Below are 26,394 nucleotides of genomic sequence, written 5' to 3'. Positions count from 1 at the left end.
CCATGATGCGCCGCCTCCTTTTCGCCTGCCTAGCGGCTTTCGCCGGCGCGCTTTGCGCTGCTCGCGCAGGCGCGCAGACGGATGTCGGCCCCACACTTGGCCAGGTCGTCAAGCGCGGCTCTGTCATTTGTGGCGTAACGGCCGCCCCGGGCTTCGCCCAGCTCGACGGATCGGGCGAGTGGCGTGGCTTTGACGCGGACTTCTGCCGCGCCGTCGCCAGCGCCGTTCTCGATGATCCCGCCAAGGCGCGATTCGTCGAACTCTCGCCGAAAGCGCGGGTTGGCGCGCTGCAGGCTGGCGCGGTCGATCTCCTTGCCAGCGCGTCGCCTTGGACCCAAACCCGCGACGCAGGACAGAAGCTTATCTACGCGGGCGTTTTCCTCTACGACGGACAAGGCTTCATCGTGCGCCGGCAGCGCGACTTCAATTCCGTTCAAGACCTAGACGGCGCCGCGATCTGCATCGAGCAAGGCACGCCCTACGAGCTTGTCGTCGCCGACTTCTTTCGAGCCCGCAAGGCGAAATACGACCCAAAGCTGTTTGCGAGCCTTGAGGATGCGGCGAAAGCATATGATGAGGGAAAGTGCGACGCGCTGACAGCCGACGTTTCCACGCTGCATGGCGTCCGGATCGGCTTGACGGCGCCGGCGGATCACGCCGTTCTACCCGACCTCGTATCTAAGTCGCCGCGCGGGCCGCTGGTGCGTCAGGGCGACGACCAGTGGCTCAACATCGTCCGCTGGACTCTCTTCGCGATGCTTGACGCCGAGGAGTTGGACGTATCCAAAGCCAACGCCGACGCCGCGCTCTCGTCAGAAAAACCGCAGATCAGGCGCCTGCTCGGCGTCGACGGCGCACATGGCGGCGATCTCGGCCTGTCCGAGGATTGGGCCTACCGCATCATCAAACATGTCGGCAATTACGCCGAAGTTTTCGAGCGCAACCTCGGGCAGGGGGCGCCCTTCGCCATGGAGCGAAGGCTGAACGCCTTGTGGAATAAGGGCGGGCTCATGTACGCGCCGCCGGTCAGATAGACGGCCCGCCCGCAGCCGCCCCGTTGATTTTCGCCCACCACTCGGCGAGCGCCTGGCGCTCGGGCGCGACGTCTTCCGCCAGCCGCCCCGCGAAGGCGCGCCATTCTTCGCGGTAATGGGGCGACACCGCCGCGATCACCGGCACGCGCGCCGCCATCGCCGCGCGGAAGGCGTCGCAGAGCCCGCCGCGACCGGCCTCCTGCTTCGAGAATTTGCTGATCACGATCAGCTGCGCGCCGGCGCCGGCCGCCCGCTCGATCGCGGCGCAGGCGAGCGCCAATTCGCTCGTGTCGAGATTGCAGGCGACAGAGCCAGGGCCAAGGTCCTGCGAGATCGGATAGAAGGCGCCGGTGGCGACGTCGCGCAGCATGATCCCTGATCGATCAGCGACCCGTATCTGCGTCACGCCGCCGACCCGCACGCCGTCCTGCATCAGCTCCTCGGCGAACGCCTGCATCAGGGCCTGAACGCGGGCGCTGTCCTCCGCGGGTAGGGCCGCAATGCGAGTCCATCCGGCCGAATCCGTCAGCGGCGCGCCGCTCTGCGCAGGAAATTCTTCGCCGTGGGTGGGCATCGAGTCCTCGCCCGGCGCGTCGAAAGAGCCTATGCTCGAGTTCTGCGCCAAGCCTCTTGTTTACAAGCCTCTTGTTTATCAGAGCGCGCGGCCGATTTTAATGAGAACGTCAAAGAAACGACGTGAACCGCAGTGGGCGATCATTCAGCTAAGCCGCCAGCCGCTCAGGGCTCCGCTCGATCGGGGCCGGTAGACGCCTTTCTCGACAAGGCGAGGACCGTCGCGGTCGACCAGTCGCGCGGCCGGCTGATATTCGCGCTGGACGCGACAATGAGCAGGCAGCCGACCTGGGACATGGCGCAGTCGATTCAAGGAGAGATGTTTCGCACGACCGCCGCCCAGGGCGGGCTTGACGTTCAGCTGGTCTATTTCCGCGGGTTCGGAGAATGCCGCGCCTCGCGCTTCGTGTCGGGAGGTGAGGGGCTCGGCGCGCTAATGTCGCGGATCGTCTGCCAAGGCGGACGTACGCAGATCGGAAAGGTCCTGCGCCACGCGCTTGACGAGTCGCGCAGCGCTCGCGTCGGGGCGATTGTCTTTATCGGCGACGCCATGGAGGAGCGGATCGACGCCTTGACGGCGACGGCAGGCCAGCTGGGACTGCTCGGCGTAAAAACCTTCATGTTTCAGGAGGGCCAGGACGCCGACGTACGACACGCCTATCGCGAGATCGCGCGCCTGACTGGCGGGGCCTATGCGGCCTTCGACGCCGCCGCGCCGCGGCGTCTGGCGGAATTGCTCGCCGCTGCGGCCGCCTACGCCGTCGGCGGCAGATTGGAGTTGGAGCGGCGCGCTGGCGAAGGCGAGGGCGCAGCGCGTCTGCTCCTGTCCCAGATCGGTTGAGGATGAGAGCATGCCCATTCTGATCGGACTTGTCGCCTTGGTCCTGACCATCCTGGCGCTCAACGCCTATACGAAGACGTCGCCGGCGCTGTTGGCGGTCATTTTGAAGCGCGGCGGCGGCGTTCTTGCGCTGGCGCTGGGCGGCCTGCTCCTCGCTCGCGGGCGCCTCGACCTCGGCATGGCGCTGCTTGGCCTTGGCGCATGGCTGATGGGTCTGGGCGGCGGACGCCTCCGCAGCGGCTTTCGAAACGCCGGCGGGGGCGCTGGCGGCGTGTCGCGCGTGCGATCCGCGATGATCGAAATGGAGCTCGACCATTCGACGGGCGCGATTCGGGGCGTCGTCCTCGCTGGCCAGCATGAAGGCGCGCCGCTCGATTCCCTGGCGCGTCCGGCGCTCCTCGAACTTTACGGCGTTTGCCGCCGCGACGACCCGGACGGCGCGAGGCTCCTAGAAGCTTATCTTGACCGCAGATTTTCCGGCTGGCGTTCGGCAAGCGATGCGCACGCAGACGCGGGGGGATTCCGCGCGGGCGAGGGCGGCGCGCGTCGCGCGGGCGCGATTTCGGAAGACGAGGCGTACGAAATTCTTGGCCTCAAGCGTGGCGCCGCCGCTGCGGACATTGCCCGCGCCCACCGTGATCTGATGAAAAAACTTCACCCAGATCTTGGTGGGACGACGGATCTTGCGGCCCGAGTGAATGAGGCGAAGGATGTCTTGATGCGGCGTCACCAGCACTGACGCCCGCCGCTCGCCGTAGTCGTGGTCCCAGGTCGTGGACATGTCGCAAATCAGTTCCTAGTCGTGAAACAGGCGAAGCCGGAGCGCTTGAGCGCTTTGCATGCCGATTGCGCGGCCTCTTCCTCAAGACCAGCGAAACGGGCGCGGTAGAGCGTCCCCGTTCCCTTCTGGATCTTTTCGGTGAACGCGGTCGCGTTGGGGGGGAAGCCCTGAAGCTGGCTGCGCGCGCGCGCAAGCAATTGATTGGCCTTTTCCTGGTCCTCGGTCGCGCCGATCTGGATCATCCAGCCCGGCTGCGCAGGACGATTGGCGTCGGCTTTGGCCGCCTGTGTTTTGACGCCGGCGCCGCGGATCGCCGAAGGCGTCGTGGACACGGGCGTAATGTCGATCTTGCGCGCGCCGCCCGTCGTCGAACCATCGCGTGACGCGACCGGCGTGAGGCCGACATTCGAGCTGGCTCCCTTGCGCCCGGTCACATAGGCGCCCGCTGCCCGCTTTTGACCGCCAGATACGAAGGCGGGACGAATGGAAGGCCGCGCGGCGCTTTCCTGAGAAGGAATGTCCGCCGCCGGAACCGGCGCGGTCTGTCGGCGGCTAAAGGGTTCCGGTTCCTCGATGAGGGTTTCCTGGGGCTCGGCGTAAGCCAGTCGCTCGGGAACGGCGGCCTGCTGGACGCGTTCCGCGGCGACCCTGGCGGGCTGCGGAAGTTCATCGGCCAGACGCTCCTGCGCTTCATTGGCGCGCGGGTCTTCGGCGACAGCCGCCGCAGTTCTGACCGAAGAGCCGCCGCCGATATGTTCCTCGATTAACCCGGCCATGATGCGGTCGCGCGTATAGGCGGTTTTGCCGCCCATCACCACCGCGACGATGTGATGTCCATGACGGCGCACCGAGGTGAGAAGGTTGAAGCCGGACGCGCGGGTATAGCCGGTCTTGATGCCGTCCATGCCCTCGACTTGGCCGAGCAGATGATTGTGGTTGCGATGTAGCGCGCCATTGTAGGCGAAGCTCGGCGTCGAGAAGTAGCGATAGTAGCGCGGAAAGCGCTCCTGGATCGCGCGTCCGAGCAGGGAGAGATCATGGGCCGTCGTCACCTGGTCCGGATCGGGAAGGCCTGACGCATTCTCATAATGGGTATTGCGCATGCCGAGCGCGTGAGCCTTGCGCGTCATCATCTGCGCGAAACTATGCTCGTCGCCGGCGACGTTTTCAGCGATCGCGCAGGCGATGTCGTTGGCGGATTTGGTGACGACCGCCTTGATCGCATTATCCACGCTGATCGTCTGGCCAGGCCGAAGGCCCAGCTTGGTTGGCGCCTGCGCCGCCGCATGCTGGGAAATCATGAGCGGCGAATCAAGGCGCATCCGGCCTTTCTCCAACTGCTCGAAGAGTAGATAGAGCGTCATCACTTTGGTGACGGACGCTGGATGGCGCAGTTCATGTTCCGAGCGGGAGTAAAGCGTGCGACCGCTGTTGGCGTCGACGACGATTGCCGAAAAACCGCGATGTTCCCCGACGATCGGATCGGCGGCGGCGTTGGCGCGCGTTCTTGCGGCTGAGACGCGCTCCTGAACTTCGGCGCGGTGGTGCTGACGCGAGCCCCGACGCGCCTCTGCAGGGGCGACAGACGCCGCCAAGAGGATCATGATCGTGGCAGTGACTGCCGCAAGGGAGCGGGCCCGCGACAGGTCGTTCAACAAACTCGATCTTACCATCAACACGCCCCTTCACTTCACTGTTGTCCGCGCAACCGCCCAGCCGCGCCAAAAGTGACGTTTTGCTAAATTAGCGGCCGGCAGTTACCCGCGGGTTAAGCGATTTCCACACGCCTCATCGATGCGCCCGATGGATATTGCGCCGCAACATTTTGATTGACTTTATTTTGTGCAATGCATATAAATAAATCGTCAGCGGACGCATGACGCCGCATAGGGTGCCTTTGCGCCAAAATCATGAGGACGAACTATGGTAGCTTCCTTCGACAGCGTTCAGAAGCTCGGCAAAGAGCAATTTGAAGCCGTTTCCGCCGCTACGGCTGCGGTGACGAAGGGCTGGCAGAGCATTGCCGCCGAAACCACCGATTATTCCAAGAAGTCCTTCGAGAAGAGCCGCGTCCTGGCCGAAAAGCTGATTACGGTCAAGAAGTTGGACGAAGCTATGCAGCTTCAGTCGGACTACGCCAAGAGCGTCTATGAAGACTTCCTCGCTGAAGCGACGAAGCTCGGCGAACTCTATACGTCGATGGCCAAGGAAGTCTTCAAGCCGATCGAGACGGCGGCGAAAGCTTACAGCCCCGCCGAGTGATAGGCGGTAAGCACGTTCGTCCACTACGCGGCTAGGACAATTGGCCGGGGGAGGCTCGCGCCTCCGCCGCGCTGTCCGTTGAACGCAGTTTCGCCGCTTTTCGCTGAGATTTTTCGTCCGGCGACGCACGAACGGTCGGCTTTAGCCAGGGAGTACAACGTGAGTCACAAGAAGCCGGCTTTTGCCGGCGCGCTATTGGGCGCCTTCCTTTTGAGCGCTTCCATGTCTCCGGCGTCGGCGCAGGATTTGCGCATCGGCTGTTCACTCGTCAGGCAATATGACAGTTCGGAAGTGCGCCTGGTCATCGAGCAGGTCCGCACGTCGGTCAGCGAGAGTGAAGCGAACACGCTTCAAGCCAAATATGTCGGGCTCAAGAACGACTGCAGCTCAAATCAAAACGCCTTTCGCGTGGTTCGCCTTTCTCCGGCGATGCATAGGCTCCTCAACGAATATGGCGTAGACGTTCGCCGCTTTACGTTCTGAGCGGCAGACCCTTTTTTAACCCGGTCCTGAATCGTCGGGCCGGGTTATTTGCGTCATCTGGGGACGGACACTTGCGCGGAGTTTCGCGCTTGGACGCGAGACTGTAACATTCGTCTCGATTCCGCCACGTCCCAGTCAGGCGCCAGACTATGCCAGCCGCCGACGCCGGCTTCGTTCATCTGCACCTCCATACCGCCTATTCGCTGCGCGAGGGCGCGCTGGCGCTTGGCAAGCTCATCGACCTTGCGGTGCGCGACGAGCAGCCGGCGCTCGCGGTAACCGACACCAATAACCTCTTCTCGGCGCTAGAATTTTCGGAAAAAGCGGCGAAGGCTGGGATTCAGCCGATCGCCGGCGCGCAGCTGCTCGTCGATTTCGGCGACGGGAAGGGCGCGTCAGGCGCGGCGCGAGACGATCGCTTCGCCAATATCGTGCTCCTCGCCAAGACCGAGGCGGGATATCGCAATCTCATGCGCCTCGCTTCGCGCGCCTTTCTCGACGTCGAGCAAGGCGACGAGCCGCATGTGACGCTTGAGGCGCTCGCCGCCGATGCCCAGGAGCTGATCGCGCTGACCGGGGGGCCCGACGGCGCATTGGACCGCGCGCTTGCGAACGGCGGTCCGGAACAGGCGCGGGCGCGCCTCGCCACGCTCGAACGCCTATATGGCGACCGTCTATATGTCGAAATCCAGCGGCACAATCTGCCGGCGGAACGGGAGGTCGAGCCGCAATTGCTCGACCTCGCCTATCGTCGCGGGTTGCCGCTGGTCGCGACCAACGAAGCCTATTTCGCCCAACCCGCCGATTTCGAGGCGCATGACGCGCTGCTCTGCATTGCAGAAGGCGCGGTGGCGAGCGTCGACGCAAGGCGACGCGTTTCGCCCGAACATTACTTCAAGACCCGCGCGCAGATGCGCGCGCTGTTTGCCGACCTTCCAGAGGCGACCGCGAACACGCTGGAGATCGCCCGTCGGGTCAGCTTCCGACCGCAGACCCGCAAGCCGATCATGCCGCGCTTCGTGCAGGAGACGCGCGACGGGCTTTCGCTCGACGAGATCGAAGCGCAGGAGCTGCGCCGACAGGCGACGGAAGGGCTTGAGCAACGCCTCGCCGCGCATGGTCCGGCGGCAGGACGAACCCGCGAGGACTACGCCGCGCGGCTCGATTTCGAACTGTCCGTCATCGAGAAAATGCGCTTTCCCGGCTACTTCCTGATCGTTTCGGATTTCATCAAATTCGCCAAATCCAAGGGCATTCCGGTCGGTCCTGGACGCGGCTCGGGCGCCGGTTCGCTCGTCGCCTATGCGCTGACCATTACCGACCTCGATCCCATCCGCTTTGGCCTGTTCTTCGAGCGTTTCCTCAATCCCGAACGAACCTCGATGCCGGATTTCGACGTCGATTTCTGCCAATCGCGGCGCGGCGAGGTGATCGACTATGTGCGCGAGCGCTATGGCGCGGATCGGGTCGCGCAGATCATCACTTTTGGCTCTTTTCTCGCGCGCGGCGTTCTACGCAGCGTCGGCCGCGTGCTGGAAATGCCGCTCGGGCAGGTGGACAAGCTCGCCAAGCTCGTCCCTCAGAACCCCGCGAAGCCCGTCACCCTCGCCGAGGCGCTGGCGAGCGAGCAGAAATTGCGCGAGGCGGTGGAAGAGGACGAGCGCGTCCGCCGCCTCTTTAAAATCGCCGGCTCGCTCGAAGGGCTCTATTCCAACGCGTCGACCCACGCCGCCGGAGTCGTGATCGGCGACCGGCCGCTGCATGAGGTGACGCCGCTCTACCGCGATCCGAAATCCGACATGCCCGCGACCCAGTTCAATATGAAATGGGTCGAGCCCGCGGGCCTCGTGAAATTCGACTTCCTCGGGCTCAAGACTCTGACCGTCATCTCGACCTGCGTTTCGCTTCTCGAGAAGCGCGGGATTTCGCTCAATCCGACCGCGATCCCGCTCGATGACGAGCCGACCTTCGAACTGCTGCGGCGCGGCGAGACGGTCGGCCTGTTCCAGGTGGAAAGCGCCGGGATGAAAAAGGCGCTCGTGGATATGCGCCCCGATCGTTTCGAGGACCTCATCGCGCTTGTCGCGCTCTATCGGCCGGGCCCGATGGCTAATATCCCGACCTATTGCGCGCGCAAGCTCGGCGACGAGCCGATCGAATATGACCATCCCGAGCTGGAGCCGATCCTCAAGGAGACTTTCGGCGTCATCACCTATCAGGAGCAGGTGCAGCAGATCGCCAAGGACCTCGCCGGCTATAGTCTCGGACAGGCCGACATTCTGCGCCGCGCCATGGGCAAGAAAATCAAAGCGGAGATGGACGCGCAGCGCGAGCGCTTCGTCTCCGGCGCGACCGAGCACGGCATCGCGAAATCCACCGCCGACGCGATTTTCGACGCCTGCGCCAAATTCGCCGAATATGGCTTCAACAAATCGCACTCGGCGCCATACGCCTTCATTACCTATCAGACCGCCTATCTGAAGGCCCATTATCCGGCCGAGTTCCTCGCCGCTTCGATGACCTTCGACAAGAGTCAGACCGATAAGCTCGCCGAGTTTCGCGACGAGGCGCGGCGGATGGGCCTTTCCGTCGAGCCGCCGTCGATCAATCGGTCCGGGGTGGATTTCGACGTCGCCGCCGGCGCTGACGGAACGCTCGCTATCCGTTACGCCCTCTCGGCGATCAAGGGCGTCGGCGAGGGGCAGGCCGAATCGCTGGTGCGCGCGCGGGGAGAGCGCCAATTCGCCAGTCTCGCCGATGTCGCGAGAAGGCTGAACCCTCGCGAAGTCAATAAGAAGACGCTGGAGAGCCTTGTCGCCTGCGGCGCCTTCGACGAGATCGAGCCCAATCGGGCGCGGGCCTTCGCCGCGATCGAGCCGATGCTCGCCGCCGCCAACCGGCATGTTGAAGACCGCAAGGCGGGGCAGAATGCGCTGTTCGGCGAAGCCGAGCCGGCGGACCTTGCTGTTCCCAAAACGCCGCCCTGGCCGGCGGCGGAAACCCTGCAGCGTGAATATGAGGCCGCCGGCTTCTTTCTTTCCGGCCATCCGCTCGACGCCTACGCCAGTCTTTTGCCCAAGCTGCGCGTGTCGCGCTGGAGTGAATTCGCCGCCTCGGTCAAGCGCGGCGCGACCGCCGGCCGGCTGGCCGCGGTGGTCTTGGACCGGGCCGAACGGCGCACCAAGTCCGGCTCGAAAATGGGGATCGTGCAGCTTTCCGACGTCAGCGGACAATTTGAAGCGATCCTCTTTCAGGAGGGGCTGACCCAATATCGCGATCTTCTGGAAAAAGGCGCGGCGGTGCTGGTCACGCTGTCCGCGGCGGTGGAGGGCGAGGACGTGCGCGCCCGCATCGTGACGGTCGAGCCGCTGGCCGCCGCGGCTGCCCGCGCGCAGAAGGGGCTGCGCGTCGTGGTCGGCGACGAGAGCCCGCTTGACCGGATCAAGACGCGTCTGAGTGGACGCGGCGAAGGCGAAGTGTCGATCCTGCTCAAGCGCGAGCAGGGGCAGGAGGAGATCGAAATTCGGCTGCCGGGAACCTATTCGGTCAACCCTGACGTCGCAGGCGCATTGCGCGCGATACCCGGCGTGCTAGAGGTGGAATATCTCTAGCCGAACCTTAACTTAAACAATAAGTTCAAGTTATAAAATACTGATTTATATTTTAAATCTGATGTCATTAACGTCGCCGAGCTCGGGGTCGGGTTCTTTTCGGTGGAAGGTTCGGAACAAACAGCCGACAAATTCGTTGTTGGTGCGTCAGCGTAAAATGCGATCGTCCTTACTCGCGGGAGACATCCATGGACGCGACGCTCTCCGCCGCAGCCGTCCTCATCGGCGCGCCCAATGCGCAATTTCTTGCCCTCATGTTCATCGGCGGCGTCGTCGGCTGGTGCGCGACCAAGCTCTCGCGGTTCGCCCATTTGGCCGAACGCGTCGACTGTCGGCTGGGCGCTCTGCTGCTCGTCGGGGTCACGGGAGCGTGGCTTGCCGCCGAATTCGCGGTTCGCGCCGGAATCGGCCCGCGCGGCGCCGACTCGGTGTTGGTCGCCGGCGCGATCGGCGCGGCGCTGTTCTGTCTCGCTTGGCGCTCGTGGCATTACCTCGATGGAACTGGCGGGGACATTGCGGTTCATCACTGACGCACCTAGCTTGGTTGGAGAGGAGACTCTCCCACTTTGACCGTTCTCGATCTGTTGAACGACGACCCCCGCAAGAAGCGGGAGGCGTCCCCGTTGCGCCATCCTGAGAAGGCCGGTCGCCCCGACGCGCCGATTCTGCGCAAGCCGCCATGGATCAGGGTCAAGGCGCCGGGCTCCAAGGCCTGGGCCGAGACCAGCGGCCTGCTCAAGGACGCAGGTCTCGCGACCGTCTGCCAGGAGGCGGCCTGTCCAAACATCGGCGAATGCTGGGAGAAGAAGCACGCCACCTTCATGATCATGGGCGAGGTCTGCACCCGCGCCTGCGCCTTCTGCAATGTCGCGACGGGATTGCCGGCGCCGCTCGATCCGACCGAGCCGGGCAGGGTGGCTGAAGCGACCAGGGCGCTCGGCCTCTCCCATGTCGTGGTGACCTCGGTCGACCGCGACGATCTCGATGACGGCGGCGCCGGCCATTTCGCCGAAACCATCGCCGCGATCCGCTCGACATGCCCCGAAACGACGATCGAAGTCCTGACGCCGGATTTTTTGAGAAAGCCTGGGGCGCTGGAGCTTGTCGTCGCGGCGGGGCCCGACGTCTTCAACCATAATCTCGAAACCACGCCGTCGCTCTATGTCACGGTGCGGCCGGGCGCGCGTTATTTCCACTCGTTGCGGCTGCTGCAGCGCGCCAAGGAGCTGAACCCGTCGCTGTTCACCAAATCCGGCATCATGGTTGGGCTTGGCGAAAGCCGCATCGAAGTGATGCAGGTGATGGACGACATGCGCTCGGCGGAAGTCGATTTCATCACCATCGGCCAATATCTGCAGCCGACCCGCAAGCACCATCCGATCGATCGCTTCGTGACGCCCGAGGAGTTCGACTCTTATAAGGCGATTGCCTATGCCAAGGGCTTTCTCTATGTCGCGTCCTCGCCGCTGACCCGCTCGTCGCACCATGCCGGCGACGATTTCGCCAAGCTGCGCGCGGCGCGGGGGCTGCGGCCCCCACCCGAGCCCTCCCACTTGCGGGAGAGGGGGTAGAGTCGGCGCTGCTTCGGGATTTCGCTAACGTTGCACGTTAGCGTCCTCTCCCCCGCGAAGCGGTGGGACAGCAGGGAGAGGGCTTGGCCGCACTTTGCAAGTGATCTCCGCAGGGCGAGGCGGATTACGCCCCCAGCGCCGTGGAAATCTCCGCAAGAGTGGCGCGCTCGGCATCGCTCACCTTCACGCCGCCAAAGCCCAGAAAGCCGCCCTCGGTGCCGGCCTCCGCGACGAGATTGGCGATATGATTGAGCCAGCTCTTGAAGGCTTTCGACTCGCTGGGCGCCTTTGAATCGAGGATCGACGCGGTGCTGCGCAATTCGCTAAGCGCACGATCCTTGAATTCGTCGACCTTGGCGCCGTCGACGACATTCTTCACGCCTTCGCGCGCGGCGGCGCGTCCGTCCGCCGTTAATAGATCATTGACGACCGCCTTGATCAGCGCGTCGGCTTTCGGATCGGATTTGGCGGCGGCCAAAGCCTTGGCGCTGGCGAAGCCTTCCTGCAACGTCCCGATAAAGCCGCTGGGGTCGCCGGCGCTGACCGCAAAGCCCGCAAGCAACGGCGATTCCAAGATTTTCTTCCACTCGTCGGCCGTGAAATCGGATTTGTCCGCCATCGTTTCCTCCATCGGAATAGTGCGCTTATTAGGAGCCAGCGAGAACGCGTCGATTAAACCTGCGCTCCGGCGGGATTGTTCCAGCCGCGCGGACCCCGGCTTTTGCCGCTGTCGCGTCGATGAATTAGAAGCTTGGGCTCATGAAGAGCTTCCGCAACCGTCGCCATGTGCCCCACAGCGCCCAGGAAATGTTCGCGCTGGTTAGCGACGTCGACTCCTATCCGCAGTTCGTGCCCCTCTGTGAGGCGATCCGCATCCGCCGCCACACGGAGACTGCGCCGGGGATCGTCGTGTCGTCCGTCGAAATGCAGGTCGGCTTCAAAGCGATCTGCGAACGCTATGTGAGCCGGGTCTGCTGCGACGCCAACAAGCTAGAGATCAGGGTCGAATGCGTCGAAGGGCCGTTTCGTAAGCTCGACAACCGCTGGACCTTTCGCGACGAGCCGGGGGCGAGCGCGCTGGCGCCCCGGTCGACCGTCGATTTCTTCATCGCTTATGAATTCAAGAGCGCGGCGCTCGGGTTGGTAATGGGCGCGATGTTCGATCGGGCCTTCCACAAATACGCCGACGCCTTTGTCAAAAGGGCGGACGAAGTTTACGGCCGTCGCCGCTAAACGGCTGTGACGGCGCTCGTCAGCATATTTAGCGCCTGCGCAACTGAGGCGACGCGGATTTCCGCGCGGGGCTGGGGACCGAAACGGCGCTCGACGTGGGCAACCTCGCCGCCGCGGCGGGCGCAGGCGAAATGAACGAGTCCCACCGGCTTTTCCGCCGAGCCGCCGCCGGGGCCGGCGACGCCCGTCACGGCGACGGCGATGTCGGCGAGCGATTGATCGATCGCGCCTAGCGCCATGGCGCGGGCGACCTCGGCGCTGACCGCGCCATGGCGTTCGATGAGCGGCCAGGGAATGCCGAGCATGCCGCGCTTCGCCTCATTGGAATAGGTGACGAAGCCGCGCTCGAACACGTCGGACGAACCTGGGATTTCGGTGAGCGCCGCGGCAACGAGCCCGCCGGTGCAGGATTCCGCCGTCGCCACGCGCAGTCCCTTGGCGCGCGCCGCGTCGAGAAGATTTTTAGCTTTTACGTATGTAGTATTTTGACGCATTACGTATCTCATAAATCCGCATGACGTATCTCATACGAAATGCGTTAAGCCATTCGGCTGTCATTCCCGACGCGTGAAGCGCGATCGGGAATCCAGTGCAAAACCAGCGTTCGTGGAAAGCGCCTGGATTCCCGGTCAGGCCTGCGGCCTGCCGGGAATGACATTGCCCAAGCGAACGGATCCGCCACTATTCGTATCATAGATCGCCCGCTGGCTTCCCGCGCAGCGCCTTCACGTCGCCGCGCTGCTTCTTGCCGGCGAGCCGTCTGAGTTTCGAAGCGAGCGTCGGGCGGGTTTTCTTGCGCGGCGGCGGGGGAGGCTCGGCGGCCGTGCGGATCAGCGTCACGAGACGTTCGAGCGCATCCGCCCGGTTGCGCTCCTGCGTGCGATAGCGCTGCGCCTCGATCAGGAGGACGCCCTCCTTGGTGAGGCGGCGTCCGGCGGTTCGCGCGAGCCGCGCTTTCACGTCATCGGTCAGAGAGGGCGAGGCGCCGACGTCGAAGCGCAGCCGCACGGCGGTTTCCACCTTCTGCACATTCTGGCCTCCGGGTCCCGAAGCGCGCGCGAATTCCTCCACGATCTCCCAATCGTGGAGCGCAATTCTTTCGGTCACGCGGATCATTAGAAGCCTCGGGCGCTGCAAAGTGGCCTTATAGCAGGTCGCGCGCCCGATTGCGGAAGCCTTGGCGATGTCTCAATCTGGGTTCGACGTCGGGCGAATAGAGCGGAAAACGCGCAGCGACCAAATGTCGGAATCGGCCTACAATGGCCCAAGTCGGCAGGTCGGTCGGGAGTGGACATTCATGGCGAAACACCGAATCTATACGACCAGTTTCGCAAGCGTTTATCCTCTTTACGTCGCAAAAGCTGAAAAGAAAGGACGCACAAAAGCAGAGGTCGACCAGATCATCTCGTGGCTGACGGGCTATGGTCAGGAGGAATTGAAAACCCAACTGGAGAAACAGACTGACTTTGAGACATTTTTTGCGGAGGCTCCCATGATCAATCCTTCGCGAACCTTGATCAAGGGCGTGGTTTGCGGCGTCCGAGTGGAGGATATCAAGGAGCCGACGATGCGAGAAATTCGCTATTTGGACAAACTCATTGATGAGTTGGCGCAAGGAAGGGCGATAGATAAAATTCTGCGAAAAAATTGACTCTGAGCGATCGAACGCCGTCCGTTCTTGGCTTAAGCCGTCGAAGACTTCGCGGGCCGGCTCTCACGGCAACCGCACCGTGGCGATCGCCAGCGCCGCCATGCCTTCTTGCCGTCCGGTGAAGCCCAGCCGCTCGGTCGTCGTCGCCTTGATCGCGATGCGGCCAATGTCGACGCCCATTGTCGCGGCGAGGCTTTCGCGAATGCGTTCGCGGTGCGGGCCGATTTTCGGCGCTTCGCAAATGATCGTCGCGTCGACATTGGCGATGGCGCCGCCGCGGGCGCGAACGAGTTCGCAGGCGCGCGCCAAAAAAATTGACGAGGCCGCGCCTTTCCACTGCGGATCGGAGGGCGGGAAATGCGCGCCGATGTCGCCCTCGGCGATCGCGCCGAGTATGGCGTCTGTGATCGCATGGGACAGCACATCGGCATCGGAATGGCCGGCGAGGCCATGGCTGTGCGGAATCTCGACGCCGCCGAGAAAGACCGCGTCGCCGGGTCCGAAGGCGTGGACGTCATAGCCCTGGCCCATGCGGATATCCGGCAGATCGGCGAATGCGGCTGGCTTTAAGAGCTCCATGGCGCGGGCGAAATCCTGTTGCGTCGTCAGTTTGAAATTGGCCGCGTCGCCGTCGAAAATATAAACCTTCGCGCCGGCGGCCTCGGCGATCATGGCGTCGTCGGTATATTCGCGCCCGCCGGCGGCCGCCGCGCGATGCGCCTTCAAGATGAGATCGAAGCGGAACGACTGCGGCGTCTGCACGGCGCGAAGCCGTGCGCGCTCGGGCGTCGCGATCACGACCCTTGTGTCGTCGATCTCCTTGATCGTATCCGCGAGCGCCACGCCGGGCGCGGCGGCGCCATGAATCGCTGCAGAATTAATCGCTCGCGCGACCAGCGCGGCGTCGGCAAAGGGACGTGCGGCGTCATGGATCAGTACGATGTCGGGCGCGCCCTCTGCCGCGAGCGCCTCGAGACCGTTCCTGACGCTGTCCTGCCTTGTCGCCCCGCCGAAGGCTGGCGGCAGAAGTCGCGCGCGTTCGGATGGCGAAAGCTCGGCCACGCTAGCTTGATACTGGTTGAAATCGTCGCGATGGATGACGACTTTCAGCGCAGCTTCCGGCGTCGCCGCGCCCAGCCCCTCGAGCGTTCGGGCGAGCAAGGTCTTTCCGGCGATCGATCGGTATTGCTTGGGCGGGCCGTCGCCGGCTCGCGCGCCGCGCCCGCCAGCGACGACGAGAATGGCGATGGAAGGATGGTCCGGAGCGGCGCCCATGGCCGCTCTCTGTCGGTTTTCGCCTTCGCCGTCAAATGTCGGCGCGCAAGGAAATGCTATGTTGCAAGTGCGAAGAGAACTGCTTATGATGTGGGCAAGATGGCTACTGCCAAAAAACTAGGCGTTGGCCTTTCGCCTCCGCCTCTGCGCGTTGGCGGGCTCGTGTTGACCGGCCGTGCGCTGCTCGCGCCAATGGCCGGCGTGACCGATCCCGCCATGCGTCGCATCGCCTTTCGCCTTGGGGCTTCGGCGACGGTGAGCGAGATGGTGACGGCGGCGGGCGTCGCTCGGGGCGATCGCGAAACGTCGATGCGCCTTGCGCGCGCCGGCGAGGGTCCGCGGGTCATTCAGATCGCCGCGCGCGCGCCGGACGAAATCGCGGCGGCGGCGCGTTGCGCCGAAGCCGCCGGGGCTGATTGGGTCGATATCAACATGGGCTGCCCTTGCAAGCGTGTCACCGGAGGCCTCGCGGGCGCCGCGCTGATGCGCGATCTCGATCAAGCGGCGCGGCTTATCTCAGCAGCTCGTGAGGCAATATGCGTGCCGCTCACCGTTAAAATGCGCCTGGGATGGGACGATACGAGCCGCAACGCGGCCGAGCTGGCGCGTCGGGCCGAGGCGGAAGGCGCCGCGATGATCACCGTTCACGGCCGCACGCGGCAGCAGTTCTATTCGGGCCGGGCCGACTGGCGGGCGATCGCCGCGGTGAAGGAAGCCGTGCGCATTCCGGTGATCGCCAATGGCGATTGCGCCAATGAAGAGGACGCCGCCGCAATGCTCGAATCATCGCACGCCGATGGGGTGATGATCGGGCGGGCGGCGATGGGACAGCCCTGGATCGTCGGCGACATCGCGCATTTTCTAAGGACTGGCAAAAGGCGACCGCCGACGACGCCGGCGCAGCGCGCGGAAATCGCGCGCGAACATCTCTCAGGCCTCGTGGCGTCGATGGGCGCGGCGGCGGGTCTGCGTCATGCGCGCAAGCATCTTGCCGCCTATGTCGATCGCTTGCGGCGGCCACTGGCGGCTGACGCGCGCCGCGCCCTTGTCACGACAGAGTCGCCCGACGAGGCGGCGCGGCTGATCGAGTTGATATTCCTAGGAGGTGCTCCTGTGGAGCAGGGGGAAGCGGCATGAGCCTTACCGATCGCCCGCGCCGGAATGGCGCGCATTGCGCGAGTTTCGAGCCGCTCAAAATCATCAATGAGGCGGGCCGCTCCTGCATGCTCGAGGCCTTGCCGAATCCGATCCTGACCGTCGCCCGCGACGGCGTCATCGAGGACGCCAACGCCGCCGCAGAGGTTTTCTTCGAACTCGGCAAGCCGTTGCTCATCGGGCAGTCGCTCGATCGGCTGCTGCCGTTCGGATCGCCGCTGACCGCGCTCATTGAACAGGTCCGTGAGCGCGGCGCGACGATCAATGAATACAAGGTCGATCTCGGCCGGCCGGGCCAGGACGCCGACCGGCGCGTCGACGTTCACTGCGCGCCGCTTCCCGAGGGCGACGGGCTCGTGCTTGTCATGCTCCAGGAGCGAACAATTGCCGACAAAATAGACAGACAGTTGACGCATCGCGGCGCTGTCCGCTCCGTTTCGGGGCTCGCCTCGATGTTGGCGCATGAAATCAAAAATCCGCTGTCCGGCATTCGCGGCGCCGCACAACTGCTCGAATCCTCGCTCGGCGACCAGGATCGCGCGCTGACTCGACTGATTTGCGACGAAACCGACCGGATCGTGCGCCTCGTCGACCGGATGGAGGTTTTTTCCGACGCGCGTCCGCTGCAACGGGAGCAGGTCAACATCCATTCGGTGCTCGACCATGTGAAGCGCGTCGCGCAAAGTGGATTTGCGCGCAACATTCGGTTCATTGAAAATTACGATCCTTCGCTGCCCGCGGTTTCCGCCAACCGCGATCAGCTGGTGCAGGCCTTTCTCAATCTGGTGAAGAACGCCGCCGAGGCTGTGGGCGAGGCCGTCGATGGCGAGATCGAACTCTCGACCGCTTTCCGTCCCGGCGTGAGCCTGCGCGCGCTGGGCGAAAAAAGCCCCATCGGACTGCCCCTGGAATTTTGCGTGCGCGACAATGGACCGGGCGTCCCGGACGACATCGCGGCGCATCTTTTCGATCCCTTCGTGACGACGAAATCGACAGGAACTGGCCTCGGACTTGCACTGGTTGCGAAGATCGTCAACGACCACGGCGGCATTGTGGAGTGCGAGTCCCTCCCCAGACGCACGACGTTTCGGGTGCTGATGCCGATGTTTAGAGCGAAACGGCCAGAACAACGCGAGGAACGGCGTGCATGATATCTCGCAGGCGCGGGAGAACCGAACAATGACGCGAGGAGAAATTCTCGTCGCTGACGACGACGCCTCCATCCGAACTGTCGTCGCCCAGGCGCTGTCGCGCGCGGGCTATGAGGTGCGCACCACCGGCGCGGCGGCGACGCTGTGGCGCTGGGTGCAGTCGGGCGAGGGCGACCTCGTCGTCACCGACGTGGTCATGCCGGACGAAAACGCCTTCGAGTTGCTGCCGCGGATCAAGAAGCTGCGTCCCGAGCTGCCGATCATCGTCATGAGCGCCCAGAACACCTTCATGACCGCCATCAGAGCGTCGGAGCGGGGCGCCTATGACTATCTGCCCAAGCCGTTCGACCTCAAGGAGCTTGTCGGCATCGTCGGGCGCGCCATGGCCGAGCCGCGCAGACAGCCCGAACACGACGGGCATGAGGAAATCGAGGGGATGCCGCTTGTCGGCCGCTCCCAGGCGATGCAGGAAATCTATCGCTCGCTAGCGCGATTGATGCAGACCGACCTGACGGTGATGATCAATGGCGAGTCCGGCACCGGCAAGGAACTTGTCGCTCGCGCCCTGCATGACTATGGAAAGCGCAAGAAGGGTCCGTTCGTCGCGGTCAATATGGCGGCGATCCCGCGCGATCTGATCGAGAGCGAACTCTTCGGCCATGAGAAGGGCGCCTTCACCGGCGCCAACCAGCGGTCGGCCGGCCGTTTCGAACAGGCCGAGGGCGGCACGCTGTTTCTCGACGAAATCGGCGACATGCCGATGGAGGCGCAGACAAGGTTGCTGCGGGTGCTGCAGCAGGGCGAATATACGACGGTGGGCGGGCGCACGCCGATCAAGACCAATGTCCGGATCATCGCCGCGACCAACAAGGACCTGCGCATCCTCATCCAGCAGGGCCTGTTTCGCGAGGACCTGTATTTTCGCCTCAACGTTGTGCCGCTTCGCCTGCCGCCGCTGCGCGAACGCGTCGAGGACATTCCCGACCTCGTCCATCACTTCTTCAAAGTGGCGGCGAATGAAGGCCTGCCGCAGAAATATATCGAACAGCCGGCGCTTGACCGGATGAAGAAATACCGCTGGCCGGGCAATATCCGCGAGCTTGAGAATCTTATTCGCCGGCTCGCCGCCCTGCATCCGCAGGAAGTCATTTCCGATCAGCTCGTCGAGGCGGAGCTTGAACATGAGATTCGCCAGGCCGAGCCCGAAAAGAGCGCCGCGTCAGCCGCGCCGTCGCAGGAATCGCCAGACGGACAGACGCTCTCGACTTCGGTCGAATTGCACCTCGCGAAGCTCTTTCGCGACTATGGCGACCAATTGCCGCCGCCGGGCCTTTACCACCGCATCATTCGCGAGATCGAAATTCCGCTTGTTTCCGCCGCGCTTGCGGCGACCCGCGGAAACCAGATCAAGGCCGCGGAACTGCTCGGGCTGAACCGCAACACGCTGCGCAAGAAGGTCAACGACCTCGACATCCGCCTGATGCGCTCGCCTAGGTAGCGGCTTGCCAGGGGTTCAATTGCAAGCGGCCGGGGCGAAGCCTATACAGGCGCCATGGCCCTGACGGGAGATTCGGCTTCTCCGCCAAAATCGAAAGGCGTAACGCCGTTTCGCAGCTGGTTCGGCCCGATCATCGTGATCGGGGCCGTGGGCTGCGCTTTGGCCACTTTTCTCGTCGTGGCGGAGTTCGGCGCGCTGTCGCCGACGGACAATCGGCTGCTGCCGCTGCTCGTCGTCAACGGCGTGTTCGTCGGCGTCTTGCTGGCGATGGTGCTCGTCAAGGCGTGGCGCCTCTACCGCGTCTGGCGGCGCGGGGAGGCGGCGGCGCGCCTTCATGTCCGCACGGTCGGCTTTTTCTCGGTCATCGCCTTGATTCCGGCGATTCTGCTGGCGGTGGCCGGCTCCTTGACGCTGGAGCGCGTGCTCAACCCCGCCTTCATGTCGAGCGTCAAGATCTTTGTCCACAACACCGCGGAAGCCGCGGCCGTTTTCCGCGAGAGCCAGTGTCGGGCGCTGCTGCAGGAGGCGCAGCTCACCGCCTCTGATCTCGATCGCGCCGCTATTCTCTACAATTCCGATCGGCCGTATTTTCACCAGATCTTCCAGTCGCGAGCGTATTTTCTCGGCTTTTCGGTCGCCGCTTTGGTGAAATCAAACGGCGAAATTCTCGATCGAATCGATGTGGCGCAGAACGCCGCCTCGATCATCATCGCCCCGCCCAAATCCGACTTCGACGATGCGCGGCGCGGCGAACCGCTGTGTCTGGTCATCGATGAAGGCAAGAGCTTCGTGGCGTTGCGCGCGCTCAGCGCCTTTCAGGACACTTTTCTTTACGTCACTCGGCCGATCGATCCGATCGCGGTGGAATTTCCCAAACAGGCGCAAAGCCTCATTAGCAGCTACGACGCTTTCGACGGCTATCGCGCCGCCGTGCAGCGGGCCTTCGTGTGGATGTACGGTTTCCTGACGACGATCATGCTGCTGTCGTCCATCTGGTTCGGCCTCGATTTCGCCGACCGTCTGGTGACGCCGATCCGCGACCTGATCGCCGCGACCGACGAAGTGTCGGCGGGCAATCTCGACGTTCGCGTCAATGTCGACAGGCAGCACGGCGAATTGGCGCGGCTCGGCGACGTTTTCAACAATATGACGACTGAACTCAATCTTCAGCAGAGCCGACTGATCGAGGCCAACCGGATCAATGACGAGCGGCGCGAATTCACCGAGGCCGTGCTCGCCGGCGTGCCGGTGGCGGTTATGGGCGTCGATTCCGACAGCGTCGTCACCATTTTGAATCGCTCGGCCGAGGAACTTTCGCTTGCGGACGCCAAGGGGCAGGCGACGGTCGGCGCTTCCGTGGCGTCGGTCCTGCCGGAAATCGCGCCGATCCTTAAAGACGCGGCCGAGGTTTTCCCGCGCGCCGTGCAAAGCCAGATCACTCTCAAGCGCGGCGTCGCCGAGCGCACATTGAACGTCAGAGTCACATCCGCGCGCGCCGACGCCGGACAACACAATTTTGTGGTGACGCTCGACGACATCACCGACCTCGTAATGGCGCAGCGCACTTCCGCCTGGGCGGACGTGGCGCGGCGCATCGCCCATGAGATCAAGAATCCGCTGACGCCGATCCAGCTTTCGGCGGAACGGCTGCGCCGCAAATACGGCAAGGTAATCCAGGAGGATCGCGACATTTTCGACCAATGCACCGATACGATCGTGCGCCAGGTCGACGATATCAAGCGGATGGTCGACGAGTTTTCATCCTTTGCGCGTATGCCGAAGGCGCGCCCGGAGCGCGACGATCTTAACGAATGCATTCGGCAGGTGGCGTTCCTCATGCGCGTTGGCAACGCCGATCTCGACATTGTCGAGGATTTGCCGGAGAAGCCGGTCATCGCGCAGTTCGATCGCCGCTTGCTGTCGCAGGCGCTCACCAATATCGTTAAGAACGCCGTCGAAGGCGTCGCCGCACGTGAAGAAAAAGACGCTGAGGAAAAGGGACGAATCGAAATTAAATTGGATGTGCGCGATCGCATGGCTGAAATCGATGTGATCGACAATGGTAAGGGCTTCCCGGCGATGAACCGGCAGCGCCTGCTCGAACCCTATATGACGACGCGATCGGACGGCACCGGTCTGGGCCTGCCGATCGTCGCAAAGATCATCGAGGATCACGGAGGCCGGCTGGAGTTGCTGGACGCGCCGTCGGGTCGGGGCGCCTGCGTAAGGCTGATCGTGCCCCTCGCCGCGGAGACGTCCTCAAAGGAGACGTCCTTGAAGGAAGAGTCGCGCTCGGCCGGCGGCCGGGCCGAAAGTACGGCGGCGCATGAAAGTAATGCGGGGCAGAGCGGGGTATAATGGCCACCGATATTTTAATTGTCGACGATGAAGAGGACATCAGAGAACTCGTCGCCGGAATTCTGAAGGACGAGGGGCATGGTGTCCGAACCGCCAAAGACTCCGACGAGGCGCTTGCCGCCATCGCCAGCCGGCGACCGCATCTGGTTTTTCTCGACATCTGGCTGCAAGGGTCTCGACTCGACGGGCTCCAGGTGCTCGAGCAGGTGCAGAAGCAGCACAAGGGCTTGCCGGTGGTCATGATTTCCGGCCACGGCAATATCGAAACCGCGGTCAGCGCGATCAAGATCGGCGCTTACGACTTCATTGAGAAGCCCTTTAAGGCCGACCGGCTGGTGCTCGTCGCCGAACGCGCGCTCGAAGCCTATCAGCTGCGGCGCGAACTTTCCGCCTTGCGCCAGCGGGCAGGGGCGTTCGACCGCATCGTCGGCGACTCGCCGGCGGCGCATCAATTGCAGCAGCTCATCGGCCGGGTGGCGCCTGTGAACTCCCGCGTCCTGATCACCGGCGCGCCGGGCACCGGCAAGGAGCTTGCCGCGCGCTGCATTCATGAGGCGTCAAACCGCGCCGGCGGACCGTTCGTGGTGATCAATTCCGCGACGATCACGCCGGAAAATATGGAGATCGAGCTTTTCGGGCGCGAAGGCGCGGACGGCGAGCGCAAGATCGGCGCGCTCGAGGAGGCGCATGGCGGAACGCTGTTCCTCGATGAAATCGCCGATATGCCCAAAGACACGCAGGCGAAAATCCTGCGCGTGCTGGTCGACCAGACATTTCAACGGGTTGGCGGATCAAACAAAGTCCAGGTCGATGTGCGCATCATCTCCTCCTCGGCGCGCGATCTCGCCTCGGCGATCGAGGAGGGAACCCTGCGCGAGGATCTCTTCCACCGCCTCGCCGTGGTGCCGATCCGGGTGCCGTCGCTCGCCGAACGGCGCGAGGACATTCCCTCGCTCATCAACTATTTCATGGAGAACATGTCGCTCGCATCCGGCATGCCGCGCCGGCGAATCTCGGAAGACGCGCTCGCCGTCCTGCAGTTGCACGACTGGCCAGGAAACATCCGGCAGTTGAAGAACAATGTCGAGCGCCTGATGATCGTCACCTCGGGCGATCCTGGCGCGACGATCACCGCTGAAATGCTTCCCGCCGACGTTGGAGAGCTTGTTCCGGCGACGCCGGCGGGCGTCCGCGGCGAAAAATTGATGAGCCTGCCGCTCAGAGAAGCGCGGGAAGTTTTCGAACGAGAATATCTCGTCGCGCAGCTCAATCGTTTCTCCGGGAATATCTCCCGCACGGCGGAGTTCATCGGCATGGAGCGCTCCGCCTTGCACCGAAAACTTAAGTCGCTCTCTGTTGAGTCTTAAAAACAATTATATATCGAAATGAATTGATGTAAGACTTCAACTGTCGTCCTGCCGCCGTCGAGGCTGCGCTCACGTTGAATTGAGGCTTTGCGGCGCCATCCGCCTGGGTTGCGCCTTGCGCTTCGCCATTTGAAGGGTTCTAATGAAAACTGCGGCGAAAGAAGAAGAACGATCCCTCGGGGGCGGCGTCAATTCCGCTCGGCTAAAAAACAGAACAGGACAGCCGATGTCGTCAGAGCGTTCGCAAAATCTGCAAGATACGTTTTTGAATTTCGTCCGGAAGAATAAAGTCCCGCTCACGATCTTCCTCGTCAACGGCGTCAAGCTCCAGGGAATCGTCACCTGGTTCGACAATTTCTGCCTGTTGTTGAGGCGCGACGGGCATTCTCAGCTCGTCTACAAACACGCCATCTCGACGATCATGCCCGGACACCCCATACAGATGTTTGAGCCGGGCGAGGACGAGGGGCAGGCCGACAAGCAACGGTAGGCGATTGAGGGCGGACAGCGAAGCAAGCTCAGGCGCGACGCCGAAGGCGGCGAGCGCCAGGGCCTTGGTCATCGGACCCTATCTGACCCAGGGCGGGACCGCGCGCGCTCGGGACCCGGCTGCTCGGCTTGCCGAGGCCGTGGGCCTTGCCCAGGCGATCGAACTCGATGTCGCCGGCGAATTGGCGATCGCGCTGGGCGAGGTTCGACCGGCGACCTATCTCGGCAAGGGCAAGGTCGAAGAAATCGCGGCGATCGTCGAGGCCAAGGAGATCGCGCTGGTCAGCATGGACTGCCAGCTCTCGCCCGTGCAGCAGCGCAATCTCGAAAAGGCTTGGAACGCCAAGGTCATCGATCGGACCGGGCTGATCCTCGAAATCTTCGGCCAGCGCGCCCGCACTAAGGAAGGCGCGCTGCAGGTGGAACTCGCCCATCTCGCCTATCAGAAATCGCGGCTCGTGCGCTCCTGGATCCATCTCGAACGCCAGCGCGGCGGCTTCGGCTTTCTCGGCGGCCCCGGCGAGACTCAGATCGAAACCGACCGGCGCCTGATCGAGGAGCGGATGCGCCGGATCGAGCATGATCTCGACAAGGTGAAGCGCACCCGAGCCCTGCACCGCAAGACAAGGCGCGAGGTTCCCTATCCCGTCGTCGCGCTCGTCGGCTACACCAACGCCGGCAAGTCTACCCTGTTCAATCGGCTGACGCGAGCCGAAGTGCTGGCGCAGGACATGCTCTTTGCGACTCTCGATCCGACGCTGCGCCAGATCAAACTGCCGCATGGCGCGCGCATCCTGCTCTCCGATACGGTGGGGTTCATCTCCGATCTGCCGACGATGCTCGTCTCGGCCTTTCGCGCGACTCTCGAAGAAGTGACGCTCGCCGACGTGGTTCTCCATATCCGCGACGTGTCGCATGAAGATTGGGAGGCGCAGGCGAAAGACGTCGAGGCGATCCTCGACGAGCTCGGCCTCAAAGGCCAGGCCGAAGGCCGAATCCTCGAAGTCTGGAACAAGATCGACGCGCTTGATCCGGAACGGCTATCGGCGCTCAGTCTGGCGGCGCGCGGGATCGACCCGCAGCGACGGCCGATCCTTGTATCGGCGTTGACCGGGCAGGGACTCGACGAATTGCTGGCGCGGATCGAAGCGAGGCTGGCGGCGGGACGCGTCAGGTTCGAACTCGATCTGGAGGCCGCCGACGGCGCCGGACTGGCTTGGCTTCACGCCCACACGGAGGTTCTCGAACGCGAAGCTCTGCCTCAGGGCGGCGTTCATCTTGTCGTTCGAGTCGACCCGGAACGTTCGGACGGTCTCGCCAGACGCTTTCCTCAGGCGGAAGTGGTCAACGAATCCGGCCGACGGCGCCGGCGGGCGGCGTCGTAAGCGTCAGCGCTTCTTCTCGGCCTGCTTAGCTTCCACCCACAAGGCTTCCATCTCATCGAGAGACGCCGCTTCGGGCGAACGCCCATTCTCCGCAAGCCGCTGCTCGATATGGCGGAACCGCCGCTCAAATTTGGTGTTGGCGCTGCGTAGCGCCTGTTCAGGGTCGACTCTGGCGTGGCGCGCAAGATTGGCGACGACGAATAAAAGATCGCCGATCTCCTCTTCGAGCGCCGGCGAGGCGCTGGCGCCGGGCAGGGCGAGCTCCACGGCGACCTCTTCCGTTTCCTCGCGAATTTTATCGAGAATGTGCTGCGCGTCGTCCCAATCGAAACCGACCGTTGACGCCTTCTGTTGCAACTTCAGGGCGCGGGTCAGCGCCGGCAAGGCGAGCGGCGCGCCGTCGAGCAGGCTCGTCGGCGGCCCGCCCGGCTTCGCCGCCTTCTCGCGCGCTTTGATCGCGCTCCACTGCGCGCTTACGCCGTCGGCGTCGAGCGACCGGACGTCGCCGAAGACATGGGGGTGTCGGCGAACGAGCTTGTCGCAGATCGCGTCGACGACGTCCTTGAAGGCGAAAAGGTCTTGTTCCTGGGCCATCCGCGCGTGGAACACGACCTGCAGCAGGAGATCGCCCAATTCGTCCTTGAGATCGGCGAGGTCGTGACGCTCGATGGCGTCGGCGACTTCATAAGCCTCTTCGATCGTGTAAGGCGCGATCGAACGGAAATCCTGCTCGAGATCCCAGGGACAGCCGCTGCCTGGCGTGCGCAGCGCCGCCATGATTTCGATCAGTCGGGCGACATCGCCGTTGGGTCGGGCCGACATCAGGTTTCCCCAAAGAAAAACGCCGCGGCCCTCAAGAGGATCGCGGCGCGTCGATGACTGGAGCGAAACTCAATCCAGCGTGATGGACAGCGCCTCGCGGCCCTTCGCCGTGTCGACCACCTGCATGGTGACAGGCTGTCCCTCGGCGAGACGGTTCACGCCGGAAGGTCCAAGGATCGAGATATGCACGAACACGTCCTTGCCGCCATCGTTTGACTGCACAAAGCCGAAGCCCTTCGTCTCGTCGAACCATTTGACCTTGCCGGAGACAGGCACGGCGGTCGACGGATCGGGCGCTTGGCGACGGGGCCGGGGACTGTCGAAGCCGCCTCCGCTGCGCGGCGGCGGCGCGCGCTCGGCGGCGCCGGCAAGATCGACTTCGAGAATGCGCGCCACTTGCTGGCCCTTGACCGAGCTGGTGACTTGCACCTGCAATTTGGCGCCCGGCGGCAGGGAATCATATCCCGCCGCCTGAACGGCGCCGATATGGAGAAAGGCGTCGCCGGTGCCATTGCCGAGCTCGACGAAGCCGAAGCCTTTATCTGGCTTGAACCATTTCACGATGGCGTCGACGGCGGGCTCGTTCATCATCGGGGGCGGCGTGTCTGAAAATCCGCCGCCTCCAAACTGCGAACGTGGCGGCCGGCTGGGCCGCGGAGCGTCATAACCAAACGGGGCGTCATCATCGAATCCGCGTTTGCGGGGGCCCCGAAAGTCTCTACCTTTGCTCATGTCTACCTGCTCGTCTCCGCCAAAAACGGCAAGACCGCTATGCCAACCTTAGTGCGCCCAGGCGTTTCCGTTCGGGCGGCAAAAAGCGTGCCCGTTCGCAAACGACGATGATGTGCTCTTGA

General features: G+C 63.6%; 25 protein-coding genes. 17 read left to right on the top strand and 8 right to left on the bottom strand.

The genetic code is table 11. The annotated features are described in order from the left end of the window. Positions 1-2 precede the first annotated feature (2 nt). Positions 3-1,034: an amino acid ABC transporter substrate-binding protein gene (locus tag AB7I51_RS02945; RefSeq protein WP_428402630.1), complete on the top strand. Its 1,032-nt coding sequence runs from the start codon at positions 3-5 to the stop codon at positions 1,032-1,034. On the opposite strand, the gene AB7I51_RS02940 is transcribed toward AB7I51_RS02945, so the two are convergent. Further along, complete coding sequence (locus tag AB7I51_RS02940) at positions 1,027-1,608, bottom strand: DUF2478 domain-containing protein (protein WP_428402631.1); 582 nt, start codon at positions 1,606-1,608, stop codon at positions 1,027-1,029. The genes AB7I51_RS02945 and AB7I51_RS02940 overlap by 8 nt on opposite strands. A 132-nt stretch (positions 1,609-1,740) precedes the next feature. On the opposite strand from AB7I51_RS02940, the gene AB7I51_RS02935 reads away from it, so the two are divergent. Together AB7I51_RS02935 and AB7I51_RS02930 are read left to right on the top strand one after the other, a co-directional pair. Then, complete coding sequence (locus tag AB7I51_RS02935; RefSeq protein WP_428402632.1) at positions 1,741-2,448, top strand: VWA domain-containing protein; 708 nt, start codon at positions 1,741-1,743, stop codon at positions 2,446-2,448. Between the two features lie 10 nt (positions 2,449-2,458). Beyond that, positions 2,459-3,187, top strand: a complete 729-nt coding sequence (locus AB7I51_RS02930; RefSeq protein WP_428402633.1) for a DnaJ domain-containing protein — start codon at positions 2,459-2,461, stop codon at positions 3,185-3,187. 50 nt (positions 3,188-3,237) lie between these two features. Here the strand turns inward: AB7I51_RS02930 and AB7I51_RS02925 are convergent, their stop codons facing one another. Continuing rightward, on the bottom strand, positions 3,238-4,902 hold the full coding sequence (locus tag AB7I51_RS02925; protein ID WP_428402634.1) for a serine hydrolase: 1,665 nt from the start codon (positions 4,900-4,902) through the stop codon (positions 3,238-3,240). Between the two features lie 250 nt (positions 4,903-5,152). On the opposite strand from AB7I51_RS02925, the gene AB7I51_RS02920 reads away from it, so the two are divergent. From AB7I51_RS02920 to lipA, 5 genes are all read left to right on the top strand, one after another. Continuing rightward, a complete protein-coding gene (locus AB7I51_RS02920; RefSeq protein ID WP_428402635.1) occupies positions 5,153-5,491 on the top strand; it encodes a phasin family protein in 339 nt (112 codons plus the stop codon). A gap of 159 nt (positions 5,492-5,650) precedes the next feature. Next, complete coding sequence (locus tag AB7I51_RS02915; RefSeq protein WP_428402636.1) at positions 5,651-5,974, top strand: hypothetical protein; 324 nt, start codon at positions 5,651-5,653, stop codon at positions 5,972-5,974. Between the two features lie 149 nt (positions 5,975-6,123). Continuing rightward, entirely contained in the window at positions 6,124-9,585 is a 3,462-nt protein-coding gene (gene dnaE, locus AB7I51_RS02910; protein ID WP_428402637.1) for a DNA polymerase III subunit alpha, read from the top strand. Positions 9,586-9,773: 188 nt separating this feature from the next. Next, complete coding sequence (locus AB7I51_RS02905) at positions 9,774-10,115, top strand: hypothetical protein (RefSeq protein WP_428402638.1); 342 nt, start codon at positions 9,774-9,776, stop codon at positions 10,113-10,115. A gap of 36 nt (positions 10,116-10,151) precedes the next feature. Continuing rightward, entirely contained in the window at positions 10,152-11,156 is a 1,005-nt protein-coding gene (gene lipA, locus AB7I51_RS02900; protein ID WP_428402639.1) for a lipoyl synthase, read from the top strand. 124 nt (positions 11,157-11,280) lie between these two features. On the opposite strand, the gene AB7I51_RS02895 is transcribed toward lipA, so the two are convergent. Further along, positions 11,281-11,775, bottom strand: coding sequence for a hypothetical protein (locus AB7I51_RS02895; RefSeq protein ID WP_428402640.1), 495 nt, complete (start codon positions 11,773-11,775; stop codon positions 11,281-11,283). A gap of 140 nt (positions 11,776-11,915) precedes the next feature. Between AB7I51_RS02895 and AB7I51_RS02890 the strand changes: the two genes are divergently transcribed. Next, positions 11,916-12,389: a type II toxin-antitoxin system RatA family toxin gene (locus tag AB7I51_RS02890; RefSeq protein WP_428402641.1), complete on the top strand. Its 474-nt coding sequence runs from the start codon at positions 11,916-11,918 to the stop codon at positions 12,387-12,389. Here the strand turns inward: AB7I51_RS02890 and AB7I51_RS02885 are convergent. Both AB7I51_RS02885 and arfB read right to left on the bottom strand, forming a co-directional pair. Next, positions 12,386-12,883: a CinA family protein gene (locus AB7I51_RS02885; protein WP_428402642.1), complete on the bottom strand. Its 498-nt coding sequence runs from the start codon at positions 12,881-12,883 to the stop codon at positions 12,386-12,388. The genes AB7I51_RS02890 and AB7I51_RS02885 overlap by 4 nt on opposite strands. Positions 12,884-13,079: 196 nt before the next feature. Next, positions 13,080-13,505 carry an alternative ribosome rescue aminoacyl-tRNA hydrolase ArfB gene (gene arfB / locus AB7I51_RS02880; protein ID WP_428402643.1) on the bottom strand — a complete coding sequence of 142 codons (426 nt, stop codon included), beginning with the start codon at positions 13,503-13,505 and terminating at the stop codon, positions 13,080-13,082. A gap of 181 nt (positions 13,506-13,686) precedes the next feature. Between arfB and AB7I51_RS02875 the strand changes: the two genes are divergently transcribed. Beyond that, positions 13,687-14,040 carry a DUF2200 domain-containing protein gene (locus AB7I51_RS02875; protein ID WP_428402644.1) on the top strand — a complete coding sequence of 118 codons (354 nt, stop codon included), beginning with the start codon at positions 13,687-13,689 and terminating at the stop codon, positions 14,038-14,040. Positions 14,041-14,103: 63 nt separating this feature from the next. Here the strand turns inward: AB7I51_RS02875 and AB7I51_RS02870 are convergent, their stop codons facing one another. After that, positions 14,104-15,315, bottom strand: coding sequence for a bifunctional 2-C-methyl-D-erythritol 4-phosphate cytidylyltransferase/2-C-methyl-D-erythritol 2,4-cyclodiphosphate synthase (locus tag AB7I51_RS02870; RefSeq protein ID WP_428402645.1), 1,212 nt, complete (start codon positions 15,313-15,315; stop codon positions 14,104-14,106). A gap of 99 nt (positions 15,316-15,414) precedes the next feature. On the opposite strand from AB7I51_RS02870, the gene dusB reads away from it, so the two are divergent. The 7 genes from dusB to hflX all read left to right on the top strand — a co-directional run bounded on the left by dusB (position 15,415) and on the right by hflX (position 24,718). Continuing rightward, entirely contained in the window at positions 15,415-16,452 is a 1,038-nt protein-coding gene (gene dusB, locus AB7I51_RS02865) for a tRNA dihydrouridine synthase DusB (RefSeq protein WP_428402646.1), read from the top strand. Then, on the top strand, positions 16,449-17,621 hold the full coding sequence (locus AB7I51_RS02860; RefSeq protein WP_428402647.1) for a two-component system sensor histidine kinase NtrB: 1,173 nt from the start codon (positions 16,449-16,451) through the stop codon (positions 17,619-17,621). The genes dusB and AB7I51_RS02860 overlap by 4 nt, the downstream gene beginning before the upstream one ends. Before the next feature lie 28 nt (positions 17,622-17,649). Further along, positions 17,650-19,119: a nitrogen regulation protein NR(I) gene (gene ntrC, locus AB7I51_RS02855; protein ID WP_428402648.1), complete on the top strand. Its 1,470-nt coding sequence runs from the start codon at positions 17,650-17,652 to the stop codon at positions 19,117-19,119. Between the two features lie 54 nt (positions 19,120-19,173). After that, a complete protein-coding gene (locus AB7I51_RS02850) occupies positions 19,174-21,477 on the top strand; it encodes an ATP-binding protein (protein ID WP_428402649.1) in 2,304 nt (767 codons plus the stop codon). Next, complete coding sequence (locus AB7I51_RS02845; RefSeq protein ID WP_428402650.1) at positions 21,477-22,844, top strand: sigma-54-dependent transcriptional regulator; 1,368 nt, start codon at positions 21,477-21,479, stop codon at positions 22,842-22,844. Before AB7I51_RS02850 ends, AB7I51_RS02845 begins: the two co-directional genes overlap by 1 nt. A 226-nt stretch (positions 22,845-23,070) precedes the next feature. Continuing rightward, entirely contained in the window at positions 23,071-23,334 is a 264-nt protein-coding gene (hfq, locus tag AB7I51_RS02840; RefSeq protein WP_014889711.1) for an RNA chaperone Hfq, read from the top strand. Between the two features lie 4 nt (positions 23,335-23,338). Beyond that, positions 23,339-24,718 carry a GTPase HflX gene (gene hflX, locus AB7I51_RS02835; protein ID WP_428402651.1) on the top strand — a complete coding sequence of 460 codons (1,380 nt, stop codon included), beginning with the start codon at positions 23,339-23,341 and terminating at the stop codon, positions 24,716-24,718. A gap of 3 nt (positions 24,719-24,721) precedes the next feature. On the opposite strand, the gene mazG is transcribed toward hflX, so the two are convergent. Then, entirely contained in the window at positions 24,722-25,540 is an 819-nt protein-coding gene (mazG, locus tag AB7I51_RS02830; RefSeq protein WP_428402652.1) for a nucleoside triphosphate pyrophosphohydrolase, read from the bottom strand. Between the two features lie 69 nt (positions 25,541-25,609). Then, complete coding sequence (locus tag AB7I51_RS02825) at positions 25,610-26,272, bottom strand: cold-shock protein (RefSeq protein ID WP_428402653.1); 663 nt, start codon at positions 26,270-26,272, stop codon at positions 25,610-25,612. Positions 26,273-26,394: the final 122 nt, after the last annotated feature.

It is taken from the genome of Methylocystis sp., assembly GCF_050246715.1.
Taxonomy (GTDB): domain Bacteria; phylum Pseudomonadota; class Alphaproteobacteria; order Rhizobiales; family Beijerinckiaceae; genus Methylocystis.
Note: the sequence above shows the minus strand (reverse complement) of the source record. Positions and strands in the feature narration are given on the sequence as shown.